General features: G+C 70.5%; 14 protein-coding genes. 4 read left to right on the forward strand and 10 right to left on the reverse strand.

The features are described from left to right. Positions 1-36: 36 nt before the first annotated feature. Both ABZ192_RS39870 and ABZ192_RS39875 read right to left on the reverse strand, forming a co-directional pair. A complete protein-coding gene (locus tag ABZ192_RS39870; protein ID WP_356929356.1) occupies positions 37-282 on the reverse strand; it encodes a hypothetical protein in 246 nt (81 codons plus the stop codon). Beyond that, on the reverse strand, positions 279-1,214 hold the full coding sequence (locus ABZ192_RS39875) for an SPFH domain-containing protein (protein WP_356929357.1): 936 nt from the start codon (positions 1,212-1,214) through the stop codon (positions 279-281). Before ABZ192_RS39875 ends, ABZ192_RS39870 begins: the two co-directional genes overlap by 4 nt. Positions 1,215-1,474: 260 nt before the next feature. On the opposite strand from ABZ192_RS39875, the gene ABZ192_RS39880 reads away from it, so the two are divergent. After that, positions 1,475-3,775: a transglycosylase domain-containing protein gene (locus ABZ192_RS39880; RefSeq protein WP_356929358.1), complete on the forward strand. Its 2,301-nt coding sequence runs from the start codon at positions 1,475-1,477 to the stop codon at positions 3,773-3,775. 64 nt (positions 3,776-3,839) lie between these two features. Here the strand turns inward: ABZ192_RS39880 and ABZ192_RS39885 are convergent, their stop codons facing one another. The 4 genes from ABZ192_RS39885 to ABZ192_RS39900 all read right to left on the reverse strand — a co-directional run bounded on the left by ABZ192_RS39885 (position 3,840) and on the right by ABZ192_RS39900 (position 10,234). Next, a complete protein-coding gene (locus ABZ192_RS39885; RefSeq protein ID WP_356929359.1) occupies positions 3,840-5,984 on the reverse strand; it encodes a SpoIIE family protein phosphatase in 2,145 nt (714 codons plus the stop codon). Between the two features lie 322 nt (positions 5,985-6,306). Beyond that, complete coding sequence (locus tag ABZ192_RS39890) at positions 6,307-6,999, reverse strand: DUF402 domain-containing protein (RefSeq protein ID WP_356929360.1); 693 nt, start codon at positions 6,997-6,999, stop codon at positions 6,307-6,309. Positions 7,000-7,082: 83 nt separating this feature from the next. Beyond that, on the reverse strand, positions 7,083-8,486 hold the full coding sequence (locus ABZ192_RS39895) for a class II fumarate hydratase (RefSeq protein ID WP_356929361.1): 1,404 nt from the start codon (positions 8,484-8,486) through the stop codon (positions 7,083-7,085). Positions 8,487-8,563: 77 nt separating this feature from the next. Continuing rightward, positions 8,564-10,234, reverse strand: coding sequence for a fumarate hydratase (locus tag ABZ192_RS39900; RefSeq protein WP_356929362.1), 1,671 nt, complete (start codon positions 10,232-10,234; stop codon positions 8,564-8,566). A gap of 187 nt (positions 10,235-10,421) precedes the next feature. Here ABZ192_RS39900 and ABZ192_RS39905 point away from each other — a divergent pair, with 187 nt between their 5' ends. Further along, positions 10,422-11,108, forward strand: coding sequence for a DUF1707 domain-containing protein (locus ABZ192_RS39905; RefSeq protein WP_356929363.1), 687 nt, complete (start codon positions 10,422-10,424; stop codon positions 11,106-11,108). Between the two features lie 174 nt (positions 11,109-11,282). Next, the gene (locus tag ABZ192_RS39910) at positions 11,283-11,657 is read left to right on the forward strand and encodes a WhiB family transcriptional regulator (RefSeq protein WP_078945338.1); all 375 of its coding nucleotides are present in this window, start codon (positions 11,283-11,285) and stop codon (positions 11,655-11,657) included. A 100-nt stretch (positions 11,658-11,757) separates the two neighbouring features. On the opposite strand, the gene glpX is transcribed toward ABZ192_RS39910, so the two are convergent. Continuing rightward, positions 11,758-12,792, reverse strand: coding sequence for a class II fructose-bisphosphatase (glpX, locus tag ABZ192_RS39915; RefSeq protein ID WP_020275873.1), 1,035 nt, complete (start codon positions 12,790-12,792; stop codon positions 11,758-11,760). A 127-nt stretch (positions 12,793-12,919) separates the two neighbouring features. Here glpX and ABZ192_RS39920 point away from each other — a divergent pair, with 127 nt between their 5' ends. Next, complete coding sequence (locus tag ABZ192_RS39920; RefSeq protein ID WP_356929364.1) at positions 12,920-13,444, forward strand: DUF4245 domain-containing protein; 525 nt, start codon at positions 12,920-12,922, stop codon at positions 13,442-13,444. Positions 13,445-13,526: 82 nt separating this feature from the next. Here the strand turns inward: ABZ192_RS39920 and ABZ192_RS39925 are convergent, their stop codons facing one another. The 3 genes from ABZ192_RS39925 to xseA all read right to left on the reverse strand — a co-directional run bounded on the left by ABZ192_RS39925 (position 13,527) and on the right by xseA (position 15,721). After that, positions 13,527-14,117, reverse strand: coding sequence for a malonic semialdehyde reductase (locus ABZ192_RS39925; RefSeq protein WP_086561484.1), 591 nt, complete (start codon positions 14,115-14,117; stop codon positions 13,527-13,529). 140 nt (positions 14,118-14,257) lie between these two features. Continuing rightward, positions 14,258-14,503: an exodeoxyribonuclease VII small subunit gene (locus ABZ192_RS39930; RefSeq protein ID WP_356929365.1), complete on the reverse strand. Its 246-nt coding sequence runs from the start codon at positions 14,501-14,503 to the stop codon at positions 14,258-14,260. Between the two features lie 9 nt (positions 14,504-14,512). After that, the gene (gene xseA, locus ABZ192_RS39935; protein ID WP_356929366.1) at positions 14,513-15,721 is read right to left on the reverse strand and encodes an exodeoxyribonuclease VII large subunit; all 1,209 of its coding nucleotides are present in this window, start codon (positions 15,719-15,721) and stop codon (positions 14,513-14,515) included. Positions 15,722-15,931: the final 210 nt, after the last annotated feature.

Consider the following 15,931-nt stretch of genomic DNA (forward strand, 5'->3'; position numbering starts at 1 on the left):
GCAGGTCGGGGGCTGTTGTCACGGTTCCGCAACAGGCTATTGCTCAGAGCCCCCGGGCGGCCTGCCCCGCCGGGGCATCGGCCCGGTCTCCCGCGGCAGCCGGCCCGCCTCGGCCAGCGCCTTCCGCAGCAGGAACTCGATCTGCGCGTTGGCCGACCGCAGTTCGTCCCCGGCCCACCGCGCCAGCGCCTCGTACACCGCCGGGTCCAGCCGCAGCAGCACCTGCTTGCGCTGCTGCTGCGGCCGGCGCCGGGCACCCGGACCCTCGGACGGCTCCGTCACTGGTACAGCGACCCGGTGTTGAGGACCGGCTGCGCGGCGCGGTCCCCGCACAGCACCACCATCAGGTTGGAGACCATCGCCGCCTTCCGTTCGGAGTCCAGCTCCACGATGTCCCGCTCGGTGATCCGGGCGATCGCGGCCTCGACCATGCCCACCGCCCCGTCGACGATCTGCCGCCGGGCCGCGACGACCGCTCCGGCCTGCTGCCGCTGGAGCATCGCCGAGGCGATCTCGGGGGCGTACGCGAGGTGCGTGAAGCGGGACTCGATGATCTGCACCCCGGCCGCCTCCACACGCGCGTGCAGTTCGACGGCGAGCTTCTCGGTGATCTCCTCGGCGTTGCCGCGCAGCGAGAGGCCGTCCTCCTCATGGGCGTCGTAGGGGTACTCGATGGCGATGTGCCGCACGGCCGCCTCGGTCTGCGTGGAGACGAACTCGACGTAGTCGTCCACCTCGAAGATGGCCTGGGCGGTGTCCTCGACGCGCCACACCACGACCGCGGCGAGTTCGATCGGGTTGCCGTAGGCGTCGTTGACCTTCAGGACGGCGGTCTCGTGGTTGCGGACGCGCGTCGAGATCTTGGTGCGCGAGGTGAGGGGGTTCACCCAGCGCAGGCCGTCCTGCCGGATCGTCCCGCGGTAGCGGCCGAAGAGCTGGACGACCCGGGCCTCGCCGGGCGCCACCATGTTCAGGCCGCACATGGCCAGGAACGCCGCGAGCCCGACCAGGATGCCGCCGATGATCAGCGCGGCCTTGGCTCCGCCCCCGTCGACCGACGTGGCGGCCGCGATCAGCCCGGCGCCGGCCAGCAGGCCGAGCAGACCGAGCAGCAGGGCGAGCCCGCCGCCGATGCTGTGCGCGGTGAACTCCCGCACACGGGGCGCCGGCATCTCGGGCACGTCTGCGGTGACCTGCGGCTGGTGTATGGACATGGGTGATCCCCCGTTCCTCCGGGAAGCCGACTCCTGCCTAGCTTCCATCTATCTAAGTGATATCACTTTTCCACGTCCTGGCAACCCTACGCGTGTCTCGAACGTCGGTTCCGTTGGGATGGGTGCTGATTGTCACGTCCGTAAAGGGCCGGATCGGCAGCCCTCTCTCTTATCTCCCGGTGTTAGCTTTCTGAGCTGACCTGAGCGGCGACCTGTGTGACATGTGAGCACACACGAACGAAGCGGAGCGGATCGGACCCATGGGACGAGCGGAAGAAAGACGCGCCAGACAGCGCGGTGGGCGCCGGGCGGCACCCAAGCGCCGCCGTTCGTCGGGCGCTGCCGGGAAGAGCGGCATACGCAGGCTCTTCACCTGGAAGAAGATCCTCGGCACCTTCCTCGGCCTGTGCCTGCTGGGCATGGGGGCCTTCATCGTGCTGTACATGATGATCGGCATCCCCGAGGGCAACGCCGACGCCAAGCGGCAGAGCAACATCTACAAGTACAGCGACGGCGCCATCATGGCCCGCGACGGCAAGGTCAACCGCGAGGTCGTCGACCTGTCCAGGGTCTCCAAGGAGGTGCGGCTCACCTTCGTCGCGGCCGAGAACAAGACCTTCTACAAGGACGCCGGCGTCGACCTCAAGGGCACCGCCCGCGGCCTGTTCAACACGCTCGCGGGCAGGGGCGCGCAGGGCGGTTCGACGATCACCCAGCAGTACGTCAAGAACTACTACCTGACGCAGGAACAGACCGTCTCCCGCAAGCTGAAGGAACTGGTCATCTCCCTGAAGCTGGACCGGGAGAAGTCCAAGGACTACATCCTCGCCGGCTACATCAACACCAGCTACTACGGCCGCAACGCCTACGGCATCCAGGCCGCCGCCCAGGCCTACTACCGCACCGACGCGGAGAACCTCACGGTCGCACAGGGCGCCTACCTCGCCGCGCTGCTCCAGGCCCCGAGCCAGTACGACTGGGCGGCCGCCTCCCCGACGGGTAAGAAGCTGGTGAAGGCTCGCTGGAACTACGTCCTGGACAACATGGTCGACGAGGGCTGGCTGATCCAATCCGAGCGCGCCGGCATGAAGTTCCCGGTGCCGAAGGAGCCCAGGCCCGCCCCCGGCATGGAAGGCCAGAAGGGCTACCTGGTCAACGCGGCCAACGCGGCACTGGAGAAGCAGCTCGTCGCCGAGGGCACCGCGAGCAACGCCAAGGAAGCCGAGGCGATGGTCAGCGCCGGCGGCTGGACCGTCACGCTCAACATCGACAAGAAGAAGCAGGCGGCGCTGGAGAAGTCCGTCAAGCAGCAGCTGACCAGCAAGCTGGACCCCGAGAAGCGCAAGGTCGACGGGGACATCCAGGCCGGTGCCGCGTCCGTGAACCCGAAGACGGGCGCCGTGGTCGCGATGTACGGCGGCGTGGACTACTTCAAGCACTTCACCAACAACGCCACCCGCTCCGACTACCAGCCCGCCTCCACGTTCAAGCCGGTCATCCTCGCCGCGGCCCTGGAGGAGCAGGCCAAGACGCAGGACGGCAAGCCGATCACCGCGAGCACGGTCTACGACGGCACGAGCAAGCGCCAGGTCATGGAAAACGGCAGCAAGGTCGGCTTCGCCCCCGAGAACGAGGACGACAGGAACTACGGCCCGATCTCCGTCCAGACGGCGATGAACAAGTCCGTCAACTCCGTCTTCGCGCAGATGGGCGTCGACGTCGGCATGACCAACGTGGTCGACGTCGCCGGCAAACTCGGCATGGACACCAAGAACATGGAGGCCGTGCCCGCCCAGACCCTGGGCAGCATGGGCGCGAGCCCCCTGGAGATGGCGGGCGTCTACGCGACCCTCGCCAACCACGGCAAGAAGGTCACTCCGGCCCTCGTGAAGTCGGCGGAGCACCTGAACAAGACGGTCACCATGCCCGACCCGGTCGGCGACCAGGCCGTCAGCCGCCAGGCCGCCGACTCGGTGACCTCGGTGCTGACCGGCGTGGTCGACGACGGTACGGCGCAGAAGTCGGTGCGTGACAACCCCGGGCGCGACGGCCAGCAGGTCGCGGGCAAGACGGGTACGTCCGACAACAACAAGTCGGCCTGGTTCACCGGCTACACGCCGAACCTGGTCACCTCCGTCGGCCTGTTCGGCGAGGACCCCAAGACCCACGCCCAGGTCCCGATGTACAAGGCCGCCGGCGAGCCCCGGATCAACGGCGGTGGCTTCCCGGCGCAGATCTGGGCGTCGTACACCTTCGGCGTGATGGGTGACGTCAGCAAGTTCGACCTGGACACCGAGCAGGGCGCGGCCGTCCAGCCGACGTGGACGCCGACGCCCACGCGGGAGCCCACCAAGGAGCCCACGCAGGAGCCGACGACCGAGGAACCGTCGTCGTCACCGCCGCCGACGACGGAGGAGCCGAGCAGCTCGCCGCCGCCGAGTCCCTCGACGACACCGCCCACCATCACCCCGCCCACGCCCCCGCAGACGACACCGCCGGACGACGGTGGCGGCGACCCGTTCGACCCGGTCAAGCCGGGCGACGACCGACAGGACGAATAGCAGCAGGCACGCCGAAGGGCGCCCGGCGAACACCGGGCGCCCTTCGGCTCGTTCGTACGGCGTCTCAGTTGCGGTTGAGCTCGAACCAGACGACCTTGCCCGTGCTGAGCCGGGTCGCGCCCCAGCGCCGGGCCAGGCGGTTCACCAGGTACAGCCCGCGTCCGCCCTCGTCCGTGGCGCGCGCCTGCCGCAGGCGCGGCAACTGCGGGACGTCGTCGCCCACTTCGCAGCGCAGCACGTCCGTGCGCAGCAGCCGGAGCGTGACCGGCCGGGAGGCGTACCGCACGGCGTTCGTCACGACCTCGCTGACCAGCAGCTCGACGGAGTCGCTGAGCTCCTCCAGGCCCCAGCGCTGCAGTGCGCGCCGGGCCAGGCGGCGGGCCCGGCCGGGAGCGGCGTCCTCCGGCTCCAGGAACCAGTACGCCACGTCGCTGGGCGCGATGCCGTCGAAGCGGGCGGCGAGCAGCGCGATGTCGTCGTCCCGGTCGCCCGGGCCGAGCATGTCGAGCACCTCGTCGCACAGCGCTTCCAGGGGCGGCGGATGGTCCGGCCCGGTGAGCTGCGCGGTCGCGGCGAGCTTCTCCCGCAGCTGCTCGATGCCGGTCCACACGTCCCGCAGCCGGGACTCGACCAGGCCGTCGGTGTACAGCAGCAGGGTCGCGCCGGCGGGCGCGTCCAGCTCCACGGCCTCGAAGTCGACGCCGCCGACGCCGATGGGGGCACCGGCCGGCACGCGCAGCACCTCGGCGCGGCCGCCCAGGTGGAGCAGGACGGGCGGCGGGTGACCGGCGTTGGCGATGGTGATGCGGTGCGATACCGGGTCGTACACGGCGTACAGGCAGGTCGCCATGCGGTCCACGCCGAGGCGCTGGGCCTGTTCGTCGAGGTGGTGCAGGACCTCCTGCGGCGGCAGGTCCAGACCGGCGAGGGTCTGGGCGGTGGTGCGCAGCTGGCCCATGATGGCGGCCGAGGTCATGGAGTGGCCCATGACGTCGCCGACGACCAGGGCGACCCGGCTGCCCGGCAGCGGGATGGCGTCGTACCAGTCGCCGCCGACCCGGGCGGTCTCCGCCGCCGGCAGGTAGCGGGAGGCGAGCCGCACGCCCGTGGGGCGGGGCAGCGTCTCGGGCAGCATCGTGCGCTGGAGCTCGTCCGCGATGTAGGCCTCGCGGCCGTACAGCACGGCCTTGTCGATGCCCAGGGCGCTGTGCGTGGCGAGCTGGGCGGCCACCAGAAGGTCGTCCGGCTCGAAGGCGATGCGTTCGGGACGGCGCAGGAACAGGGCGGCACCGATGACGCGGCGCCGGCCGCGCAGCGGGGCGAGGATCGCGCGCTGGCCGTCCGGCACGGCGAACTCGCCGCCGTCCCCGAGCAGTTCGGGCAGCGCGGCGTGGGCCGCGGGCGCGTCCGTGAACACCGGGCGCACACCCCGCAGCACCTCGGCGAGCGCGCTGCCGGGCCGCACCTCGCACAGCTCGGCGCCGACCGCGTCCAGCTCGTTCGGCTCGGGCTGCGTGGCCGGCAGGAAGCCGTTCTCCGTGTCGCGTTCGGCCGGTATCCGGTCCGTGCGGCGCAGCCGCAGCACCAGCGGGCCGGTGGGCCGCTCGTCGCCGACGGGCAGCGGGTCGCGCAGATAGACCAGGATCGCGTCGGAGAACGTGGGCACGGTGGCCCGGCACAGCCCCATCACGATCTCGTCGAGATCGATGCCGCGGGCGATCCGCCGGGTGGCGGCCCCCACGAAGCGCAGCCGGTCGCCGTCCCGCCGCATCGGCGTGGGCCGGCCGGGCGGCAGGCTCTGGCCACTGCGGCGCTCCTGCCCGTCGGGGCCGGGCGCCGGGCGGTCCTGTTCGTCGGCCGGCTGGACCGGAATGCCCTCGGGGGCGGGCCGCGGCCGAGGGGTGTCGCGCTCGGCGGTCTGCTCGGTACCCGGCTGGGAGTGCTCGGAGGCGGGGTCGCTCACGGTGTCCTTGCCCTTGCCGAACGGCGTGGAGGTGCCCGGCTCCGACGTGCCCGGCGTGGTGTGCGCCGTCGTGAGCGGAGCGGTGACGTCGCCGCCGCAGCGGCCCTGTACCGGTAAGGCGCCCGCGCCGGGCGCACGCGCCGGTGTCGGGGTATGCAAGAGCCCCCCGCGGGGGTCCGCGGGGTCGACGCCCGGTTGCGGGCGTTCGAAGGAGGTCGGCTGCTCCGTCACGCGTGTCGCATCCATCCGTCCGGGGCTGCACGCCAGAGGTGCAGTGGGTCCCGCCGAAACTCCGATACCCGGAATACGTGCCCCAGGAACGGAATTCCCGCGTGGTCAGAGGTTGTTCCTGTGCCCCCGGCGGACCGTCTGCGGCCCCCAGGGGCCTTCTGCCGGCCCCTGGGGCCCGCGGCGCAGGCCCTGCCGGTGTTGCCCTCGTACCCCTCGCTCACGTCCTGCCGCCCCTCGGTGACGATCGGTCAAGCCCAGCGCGTGCTCCGTCAGTTGCCGCCGCGCGCCCTTGCGGAGGACGATCCTACGTTTCTTGCCCGGGGGCGCATCAAGGGTCTCATGAGGACACATGCGCGGGCGTACGGTCCCAGTCCTCCGGCAGTGACGGTACAGCCCAGGACGGATCCGGGCGCCAGTGCTGCCAGCCTTCCGAGAACGGCGGCCCCCACGAGCGGATCACTTCCACGGCGGCCCGCCCGGCCGCCCGTACCCTCTCGGCCTGCTGATCGTCCATCAGCCCGTCCCGCAGGGCCTGGGCGAACTCGTCCTCGTCACGCCAGTGCCATGTGCGGTCCGGGTGCACGGAGATGTCCAGGAAGTGGTCGACGGAGTCCACACCGCCCTCCCAACGGGCCAGCGGATCCTCCAGGTTCACGTACCAGTTCTTGAACCGCCAGCCCGGCTCCCAGAACAGCCACACCGACCAGGGCTCGCCGGGCCGCGCCAGCTTCAGCACGCCCGTGCCGAACCAGCGGTCGCGCTGCACGGCCCGCGGCTTGGTGTAGCGGGACTCCAGCGGCTCCAGGTGCACGGGCGTGCCGTCGGCGAGCACGGGCCGTACGCACTCCGTGCCGGGCGCCAGCCACACGGCGAGCAGCTCCGCGTCGTCCCGTACGACGGTGACCGGACGCGCGATGTGGAAGCGCGCGCCGCCGTTCTCCCGGTACCGCCACAGGATCTCGCTCCCGGGCTCCCAGAAGCCTGCCGCACCACCCGTTTCCACGCGTCTCACCGCTTCACCGTCTGCCATGCACAGATATTAGGTGCCCTGGGCAGGCGACGCTGCGGCACGTGTCACGGTTCACGCGCCGGGCGCGCCAGGGCGGCGGATCGTCACGGATGTGTCATCCGCAGGACATCCAGCGCCTCGTCGAGCTGCTCCAGGGTCAGGTCCCCGCGCTCCACGTACCCGCTGTCCAGGACGACCTGACGGATGGTCTTCCGCTCGGCCAGCGCCTTCTTGGCGACCTTCGCGGCCTCCTCGTAGCCGATGTACTTGTTGAGCGGCGTGACGACGGACGGGGAGGACTCGGCGTACTCCCGCGCCCGCTCGCGGTTCGCGGTGATGCCGTCGACGGTCCGGTCGGCGAGCAGTCGCGTGGCATGGGCGAGCAGTCGCACGGACTCCAGCACGTTCTTCGCGATGACGGGCAGCATGACGTTGAGCTCGAAGTTCCCGGCGGCGCCGGCGGTGGCGACGGTGGCGTCATTGCCCACGACCTGCGCGGCGACCATCAGCACGGCCTCCGGAATGACCGGATTCACCTTGCCCGGCATGATCGAGGAGCCGGGCTGGAGGTCGGGCAGGGCGATCTCGGCGAGGCCGGTGCGCGGCCCCGAGGACATCCACCGCAGATCGTTGGCGATCTTCGTCAGCCCGACCGCGATGGTCCGCAGCTGCCCACTGGTCTCGACGATGCCGTCCCGCGCGCCCTGCGCCTCGAAGTGGTTCCGGGCCTCGGTGAGAGGCAGCCCGGTGGTCCGGGCGACCTCCTCGATCACGGCGGCGGAGAAACCGGGCGGGGTGTTGATGCCGGTGCCGACGGCCGTACCCCCCAGCGGCAGTTCGGCGAGCCGGGGCAGGGACGCCTCCAGCCGCTCGATCCCGTACCGCACCTGGGCGGCGTACCCGCCGAACTCCTGCCCCAGCGTCACGGGCGTGGCGTCCATGAGATGGGTCCGCCCCGACTTCACGACATCGGAGAACTCCCCGGCCTTGCGCTCCAGGGAGGCGGCCAGGTGGTCCAGGGCGGGGATCAGATCACGGGTGACGGCGGCGGTCGCGGCGATGTGAATGGAGGACGGAAACACGTCATTGGACGACTGGGAGGCGTTGACGTGGTCGTTCGGGTGCACGGCCCGCCCGAGCCGCTCACTGGCGAGGGTCGCGATGACCTCGTTGGTGTTCATATTGGACGAGGTCCCGGACCCGGTCTGGAACACGTCGACGGGGAAGTGCTCGTCCCACTTCCCCTCGGCCACCTCACCGGCGGCCTCCTGGATCGCGCCGGCGATGTCCTTGTCCAGGACCCCCAGCTCGGCGTTGACCTTGGCCGCCGCCCCCTTGATCCGGGCCAGCGCCTCGATGTGCGCGCGTTCGATGCGCTGCCCGGAGACGGGGAAGTTCTCCACCGCCCGCTGGGTCTGGGCCCGCCACTTGGCGTGGGCGGGCACCCGCACCTCGCCCATCGAGTCGTGCTCGGTGCGGTACTCGGTCCTGTCCTGCTCGTCGGTCATCGACGATCACCTCCACGTGTCACAGCGTCAGCGCCGCGACCACTGTTCCCCGTGGAGGCGAATCGTCACCGCCGTTCTCAGGCGAGTCCGGGGCCCCGTACCGGAATGGACGTGAACGTCGGGGCCGGCGCCGGATCCTGGAAGAAGTCGTTGCCCTTGTCGTCGACGACGATGAACGCCGGGAAGTCCTCGACCTCGATCTTCCAGACGGCCTCCATGCCGAGCTCCTCGTACTCGACGACCTCGACCTTCTTGATGCAGTCCTGGGCGAGCCGGGCCGCAGGACCGCCGATCGAACCCAGGTAGAAGCCCCCGTGCGACGCGCACGCGTCCGTGACCTGCTTGCTCCGGTTGCCCTTGGCCAGCATCACCTTGGACCCGCCCGCCGCCTGGAACTGCTCGACGTAGGAGTCCATACGGCCGGCCGTCGTCGGACCGAAGGACCCGGACGCGTACCCCTCCGGCGTCTTGGCCGGACCCGCGTAGTACACCGGGTGGTCCTTCAGGTACTGCGGCATCTCCTCACCCGCGTCCAGCCGCTCCTTGATCTTGGCGTGCGCGATGTCACGGGCGACGACCAGCGGACCGGTCAGCGACAGCCGGGTCTTGACCGGGTACTTCGTCAGCTCGGCCAGGATCGTGTCCATCGGCTGGTTGAGGTCGATCTTGACGACGTCACCGGCCTCGTCGAGGTGCTCGTCCGTGGTCTCCGGCAGGAACCGCGCCGGGTCCGTCTCCAGCTGCTCCAGGAACACGCCCTCGGCCGTGATCTTCGCGACGGCCTGGCGGTCGGCTGAGCAGGACACGGCGATGGCGACCGGGCAGGAGGCACCGTGCCGCGGCAGCCGCACCACGCGCACGTCGTGGCAGAAGTACTTCCCGCCGAACTGCGCCCCGATCCCGATCTTCTGCGTCAGCTCGAAGACCTTCTGCTCCAGCTCCTTGTCCCGGAAGCCGTGCCCCAGCTGCGACCCCTCCGCCGGGATCTCGTCCAGGTAGTGCGCGGAGGCGTACTTCGCGGTCTTCAGCGCGTACTCGGCGCTCGTACCGCCGACCACGATCGCCAGGTGGTAGGGCGGGCACGCCGCCGTCCCCAGCGAACGGATCTTCTCCTCCAGGAACTTCATCATGGAGGACTCGTTCAGGACGGCCTTCGTCTCCTGGTAGAGGAACGACTTGTTGGCGGAGCCGCCGCCCTTCGCCATGAACAGGAACTTGTAGGCGCCGCCGTCGGCCGCGTACAGCTCGATCTGCGCGGGCAGGTTGGAGCCGGTGTTCTTCTCCTCCCACATGGTGAGCGGAGCCATCTGCGAGTAGCGCAGGTTGAGGTTCTGGTACGCGTCGTAGATGCCGCGGGACAGGGCTTCCTCGTCGCGCCCTTCCGTCAGCACGTTCTGGCCGCGCTTGCCCATCACGATCGCCGTGCCCGTGTCCTGGCACATCGGCAGGACACCCGCCGCCGCGATGTTCGCGTTCTTCAGCAGGTCCAGCGCCACGAACTTGTCGTTGCCCGACGCCTCGGGGTCGTCGATGATGCGGCGCAGCTGCGCGAGGTGGGCCGGGCGCAGGTAGTGCTGGATGTCGTGGACGGCCTCCTCGGCGAGCTTGCGCAGCGCCTCCGGCTCCACCTTGAGGAAGGTCCGCCCGTCCGGTCCCTCGACCGTGGAGACGCCCTCGGAGGTCACCAGCCGGTACGGCGTGGTGTCCTCCCCTTGGGGAAGCAGATCGGTGTACGCGAACTCAGGCATCTCAGCCCATTCCTCACTCGACAGACGGCGGCCCGCCTCCTTTGGCGAGCGCCAACAGCCTAGAACCTGCCTCCGGCAGTGGCCCCCTGAGGTAAGGCTCAGTTCGTCACACTCGGCCGCGGCCCCCCCGTGACACAGAGGCGTCGCGGGGGTGTCGCGATCTATCGTGTTTCGGTACGCTGCTGCCGTGGACCTTCAGAAGCAGACCGCGCCCGCCGTATCCGAGCTCCGTGCTTCCGACGCCGAGCGCGACCGCATCGCCGACATGCTTCGCGACGCCCTCGCCGAGGGCCGTCTCACCGCGGACGAGCACGCCGAGCGCGTCGAGGGGGTGCTGCGCGCCAAGACGGTCGGCGAACTGGACGTGTTCATACGGGATCTGCCCGCCGCCCACCGCCAGGGCCCCGGCCCCTCGCCGGCCCCCGCTCCGTACCGCCCCACGGTCGGCGCCATCCCGATCGACCCGGACGATAACGTGGTCGCGATCTTCAGCAGCGCCGTCCGCAAGGGCCGCTGGCGCACGGGCCGCCGTATCCACGCGTACTCGATCTTCGGCAGTGTCGAGATAGACCTCAGCGAAGCGCTCTTCGACCACCAGCAGGTCATGATCAAGGCGTTCTCGGTCTTCGGCAGCGTCGAGATCCGCGTCCCGGAGAACGTGTCGCTGCGCGGCATGGGCGGCGGTGTGCTCGGCAGCTTCGAGGTGGACACGCTCGACTCGGGCGACCCTGAGGCCCCGATCGTCTACGTCGACGGCTGGGCCGTCCTGGGCAGCGTCGAGGCGCGGCCCCGGCGCGGCAAGGTCGTCGCGGACATCCTCGACCGGGTGCAGCGCAAGGTCGACAAGAGTTTGCGCAAGCATCTGAACCATTGACAGTCGCGAATCCACCGGGGTCCGGGGCAAATCGGCCCACCGGTGACGCCGCTCGACGGAACGCGGAAGCGGGGGCGAAACCAGCGCTTCGGAACTCAGTGCATAGGCGCGCGCACAGCGGGTAGGCCTTGCTGCATCGTCTCTCGCTCGCGAAGCCGTCGTCAGGAGTAGACCGTGCTGCAACCGCCGCATTCGTCCCTGGTAGCTGCCGTTCCGGCCCCGCGGGTGCCAGCGCGAGACAGGGACCAAGACGCCCCGTGGCACACCGAGGCGGTGTGCCGGCGCGACGAGGCGGGCCTGTTCTTCGCCCCCTCCAAGGAGCCGACCGCCGCCCGGCTCTCCCGGGAGGAGGCGGCGAAGCGGGTCTGCGCCCGCTGCCCGGTGATGGTCGAATGCCGCGAGCACGCCCTGCTCCAGCCCGAGCCCTACGGCGTCTGGGGCGGCCTCACCGCCGCCGAACGCCGCGTGGTCCTGGCCCGACGCCGCCGCCGGGACCTGGAGTTGAAGAAGGCGGCCCGCTCGGCGAGCACGATAGCCGCGGCAGGCTGACCGGCACGCACGACGAAAAGGGCGCCCCCACCGCACCGGGGGCGCCCTTTCGTCGCGGGGTGAGCTGACCGAGCCCCACCCCCTCTACGGCTCTACGGCGCTACTTGCCCTTGTCGAAGTCGATCGCGCTGTAGGCCCGCAGCTTGCTCAGCCGGTGCTCCGAATCGATCCTGCGCACCGTCCCCGACCGCGACCGCATCACGATCGAGTCGGTCGTGGCGGTCTCGGCCCGGTACCGCACGCCCCGCAGCAACTCCCCGTCGGTGATCCCGGTCGCCACGAAGAACACGTTCTCCCCGGTGACCAGGTCCTCCGTCATCAGCACCCGGTCGAGATCGTGGCCCGCGTCGATCGCCCGCTGCCGCTCCTCGTCGTCCTTGGGCCACAGCTTGCCCTGGATCGTGCCGCCCAGGCACTTCACCGCACAGGCCGAGATGATGCCCTCCGGCGTACCGCCGATGCCGAGCAGCAGGTCGACGCCGGTGCCCTCGCGCAGCGCCAGGATCGAGCCGGCCACATCGCCGTCGGAGATCAGCTTGATGCGCGCGCCGGTGTCCCGGATCTCCTTGATGATGCCCTCGTGCCGCGGCCGGTCCAGGATCACCACCGTCACGTCCTCGGGCGCGGACCGCTTGGCCTTGGCGACCCGGCGGATGTTCACCGACACCGGCGCGTTGATGTCGACGAAGTCGGCCGCTTCGGGCCCGGTGACGAGCTTGTCCATGTAGAAGACGGCGGACGGGTCGAACATGGACCCGCGCTCGGCGGCGGCCAGCACCGCGATCGCGTTCGTCATGCCCTTCGCGGTCAGCGTGGTGCCGTCGATCGGGTCGACGGCGATGTCGCACTCGGGTCCCGTCCCGTCGCCCACGCGCTCCCCGTTGAACAACATGGGGGCTTCGTCCTTCTCGCCCTCGCCGATGACGACGACGCCGTTCATCGAGACGGTGGAGACGAGGGTCCGCATGGCGCGCACCGCGGCACCGTCGGCGCCGTTCTTGTCACCCCGCCCGACCCAACGGCCTGCGGCCATCGCCGCTGCCTCGGTGACCCGGACCAGTTCCAGGGCGAGGTTGCGGTCGGGGGCCTCGGAGGGCACATCGAGTTCGGACGGCAAGTGATGATGCTCGGTCATCGGAGCGCACCTTTCTGTACGACGACGGCCGGATGAGGGCTTTGTCGCCCGACTCTATCGCCGAGACGGCAAAATGAGCAGGGGCCCCCACGGATGAGCGCACCGGAGACCTGCGACGATAGGGGGCGTGGCAGGCACGAACGGCAAGCAGAAGACGGCGCGGGACATGATCCTCTCCCTGGGAGTCATCGTCCTCGTGGCGGGCGTCATATACCTCTTCATCCCGCACGACGACAGCGCGCCCGACCTCAAGCGCGTCGACTACCGGGTCGAGCTGCTCACGGCACGCCGCGCGGCCTCGTACCCCATTGCCGCGCCGCAGGGCCTGCCCGACACCTGGAAGGCCACCTCCGTCCGTTTCCAGGGCGACGAGTTCGACGCCTGGCACCTCGGCTTCCACGACCCCGAAGGGGAGTACGTGGCCGTCGAGCAGTCCACTCAGCGCCGCCCCGTCTTCGTCGACGAGGCGACCCAGGGCGCGCGGGAGACCGGGAAGACCGAGAAGATCGACGGCCGGACCTGGACCCGCTACGAGGGCGGCCGGTACGACGCGCTGGTCCTGGAGGGCACCAAGGGCTCCACGACGGTCGTGACGGGCACGGCGTCGTTCGCGCAGCTGACGAAGATGGCGGACGCGCTGAAGACGGAGTGAGGCCCCACCCATGACGAAGGCCCCCGGCGTGTACCGGGGGCCTTTCTCGTGTCTTTCTTGCGTCCGTTCCTGCGTCCGTCGGTCAGACGGTCGTGACGACCTGGTCGAACTCCAGGCGCGGGGAGCGCGGGTACCAGGCGTCCGGGCCCGGACGGCCGATGTTGACGACCATCAGCGGGGTGTGGTCGTCGTCCAGGAACTCCTTGCGCACGCCCTCGAAGTCGAAGCCGGTCATCGGGCCGGCGGCGAGACCGGCGGCGCGGACGCCGACGATGAAGTAGGCGGCCTGGAGGGCGGCGTTCAGCGTGGCGGCGTTCTCGCGGACCGGGCGCTCGGCGAAGAAGAGGTCCTTCACCTGCGGCATGGCCGGGAAGAGGTGCGGCAGCTCCTCGTGGAACTCGTTGTCCGCGGAGAGGATCGCGACCAGCGGGGCGGCGGCCGTCTTGGGCCGGTTGCCCTCGGCCATGTGCCGCACCAGGCGCTCGCGGGCCTCGGGGGAGCGGACCAGGGTGATGCGCAGCGGGGTCTGGTTGAAGGCGGTCGGGCCGTACTTGACCAGGTCGTAGATCGCCTGCACCTGCTCGTCGGTCACCGGCTCGTCGGTGAAGGTGTTGGCGGTGCGGGCCTCGCGGAACAGCAGGTCCTGCGCGGCGGGGTCAAGGGCGAGAGACATGGATGAACCTTCTGAACCTTCTCGAGCGGGTACGTCGGATGTCCCCGACCGTACGACAGTGAAGTTCAACGTTCAACCAAATCCGGGGTGTCGTGTGCCACCTCACAGTGAACCGCCCGCACCGCCCCGCCCCCGCTTCGCTACTCGGCGTCCGTCCCGTCCGAGGTCTCCTCCGCCAGCGCCGCGTCCAGCCGTGCCCGCGCCCCGTCCAGCCAGCGCCGGCACACCTTGGCCAGCTCCTCGCCGCGCTCCCAGAGCGCGAGGGACTCCTCCAGCGTCGTACCGCCCGCCTCCAGGCGGCGCACGACCTCGATCAGCTCGTCCCGCGCCTGCTCGTACCCGAGCGCCTCGGTCATGCCCGGTGTCTCATCAACCTCGCTGGTCATCCACCCACCCTATGTGTCCACTCGTACGGAGAACTCACCCTCGGAGACCCGCGCGCGCAGGGCCTCGCCGGCCGCCACCTCGCCGGGGTCGCGGACCGCGTGCCCGTCCGCCTTCTGGAGCACGGCGTACCCGCGCTTCAGGGTCGCGGCGGGGGAGAGCGCCACCACGCGCGCGTGCGTGTGCGTCAGCTCCGAGTCGGCCCGGTCGAGCTGGTGCCGCAGACAGCGCCGGCCCCGGTCGAGCAGGTCCGCCACGTGGTCGGCACGCTCGTCGATCATCCGGTGCGGATCCTCTATCGACGGCCGCGCCAGTGCGTGGGCCAGCCCGCGCTCCTCCCGCTCCACCAGCGCCGCCACGCACCGCCGCGCCCGGTCCCGCAGCAGCCGCACACGCTCGTACTCCTCGCCGACGTCCGGCACGACCTTCTTCGCGGCGTCGGTCGGCGTGGAGGCGCGCAGGTCGGCGACGAGGTCGAGGAGCGGGTTGTCGGGCTCGTGCCCGATCGCGGACACCACGGGCGTACGGCACTCGGCCACCGTCCGGATCAGCTGCTCGTCGGAGAACGGCAGCAGGTCCTCCACGCTGCCGCCACCGCGCGCCACGATGATCACGTCCACGGCCTCGATCGCGTCGAGTTCCTTCACGGCCTGCACGACCTGCGGCACGGCGTGCACGCCCTGCACGGCGACGTTGCGCACCTCGAAGCGCACGGCCGGCCAGCGGTGCCGGGCGTTCTCCAGCACGTCCCGCTCGGCGGCCGAGGCCCGTCCGCAGACCAGCCCGACGAGCTGCGGCAGGAAGGGCAGCGGCTTCTTTCGCTCCGGCGCGAACAGGCCCTCGCGCGTGAGGGCCTTCTTCAACTGCTCCAGGCGGGCCAGCAGCTCACCGACCCCGACGGGCCTTATCTCGGCGGCCCGCAACGACAGCTGCCCCCGCGGGGCGTACCACTCGGGCTTCGCCAGGACGACGACCCGGGCACCCTCGCTCACCACGTCCGCGACGGCGTCGAACACCTGCCGGTAGCAGGTGACGCTGACCGAGATGTCGTACGACGGATCCCGCAGCGTCAGGAACACCACACCGGCACCCGGCCGCCGCGACAACTGCGTGATCTGCCCCTCGACCCACACCGCCCCGAGCCGGTCGATCCACCCCCCGATCAGCCGCGACACCTCACCGACGGGGAGCGGGGATTCCGGAGACGTGTTCACAGCCATGCCGCGAGCGTAGTGGCCGCCGCTGACAACACGCCTCACCCACCCGGCGACGCGGGCGGGTACCCGGCACCGCCGGCGCACCGCTCTTCATCCCCGGCGTCACCACCGACTACAGCTAGGGCCTGTCGTTTGGATCACGCCGCAGACGCGGGGTCTGGCACGCGCATCTGCGGCGTTGTCGTCGGTTGTCGATGCTCCGCATCGACGCCC

Origin of the sequence: Streptomyces sp. NPDC006235 (assembly GCF_040613735.1) — a bacterium.
GTDB lineage: Bacteria > Actinomycetota > Actinomycetes > Streptomycetales > Streptomycetaceae > Streptomyces.

Bases quoted from the DNA above. Each gene is read 5' to 3' on its own strand.
- ABZ192_RS39875 (WP_356929357.1), bottom strand. From the start codon at position 1,214: ATGTCCATACACCAGCCGCAGGTCACCGCAGACGTGCCCGAGATGCCG.
- ABZ192_RS39880 (WP_356929358.1), top strand. From the start codon at position 1,475: ATGGGACGAGCGGAAGAAAGACGCGCCAGACAGCGCGGTGGGCGCCGG.
- ABZ192_RS39885 (WP_356929359.1), bottom strand. From the start codon at position 5,984: ATGGATGCGACACGCGTGACGGAGCAGCCGACCTCCTTCGAACGCCCG.
- ABZ192_RS39890 (WP_356929360.1), bottom strand. From the start codon at position 6,999: ATGGCAGACGGTGAAGCGGTGAGACGCGTGGAAACGGGTGGTGCGGCA.
- ABZ192_RS39895 (WP_356929361.1), bottom strand. From the start codon at position 8,486: ATGACCGACGAGCAGGACAGGACCGAGTACCGCACCGAGCACGACTCG.
- ABZ192_RS39900 (WP_356929362.1), bottom strand. From the start codon at position 10,234: ATGCCTGAGTTCGCGTACACCGATCTGCTTCCCCAAGGGGAGGACACC.
- glpX (WP_020275873.1), bottom strand. From the start codon at position 12,792: ATGACCGAGCATCATCACTTGCCGTCCGAACTCGATGTGCCCTCCGAG.
- ABZ192_RS39925 (WP_086561484.1), bottom strand. From the start codon at position 14,117: ATGTCTCTCGCCCTTGACCCCGCCGCGCAGGACCTGCTGTTCCGCGAG.
- ABZ192_RS39930 (WP_356929365.1), bottom strand. From the start codon at position 14,503: ATGACCAGCGAGGTTGATGAGACACCGGGCATGACCGAGGCGCTCGGG.
- xseA (WP_356929366.1), bottom strand. From the start codon at position 15,721: ATGGCTGTGAACACGTCTCCGGAATCCCCGCTCCCCGTCGGTGAGGTG.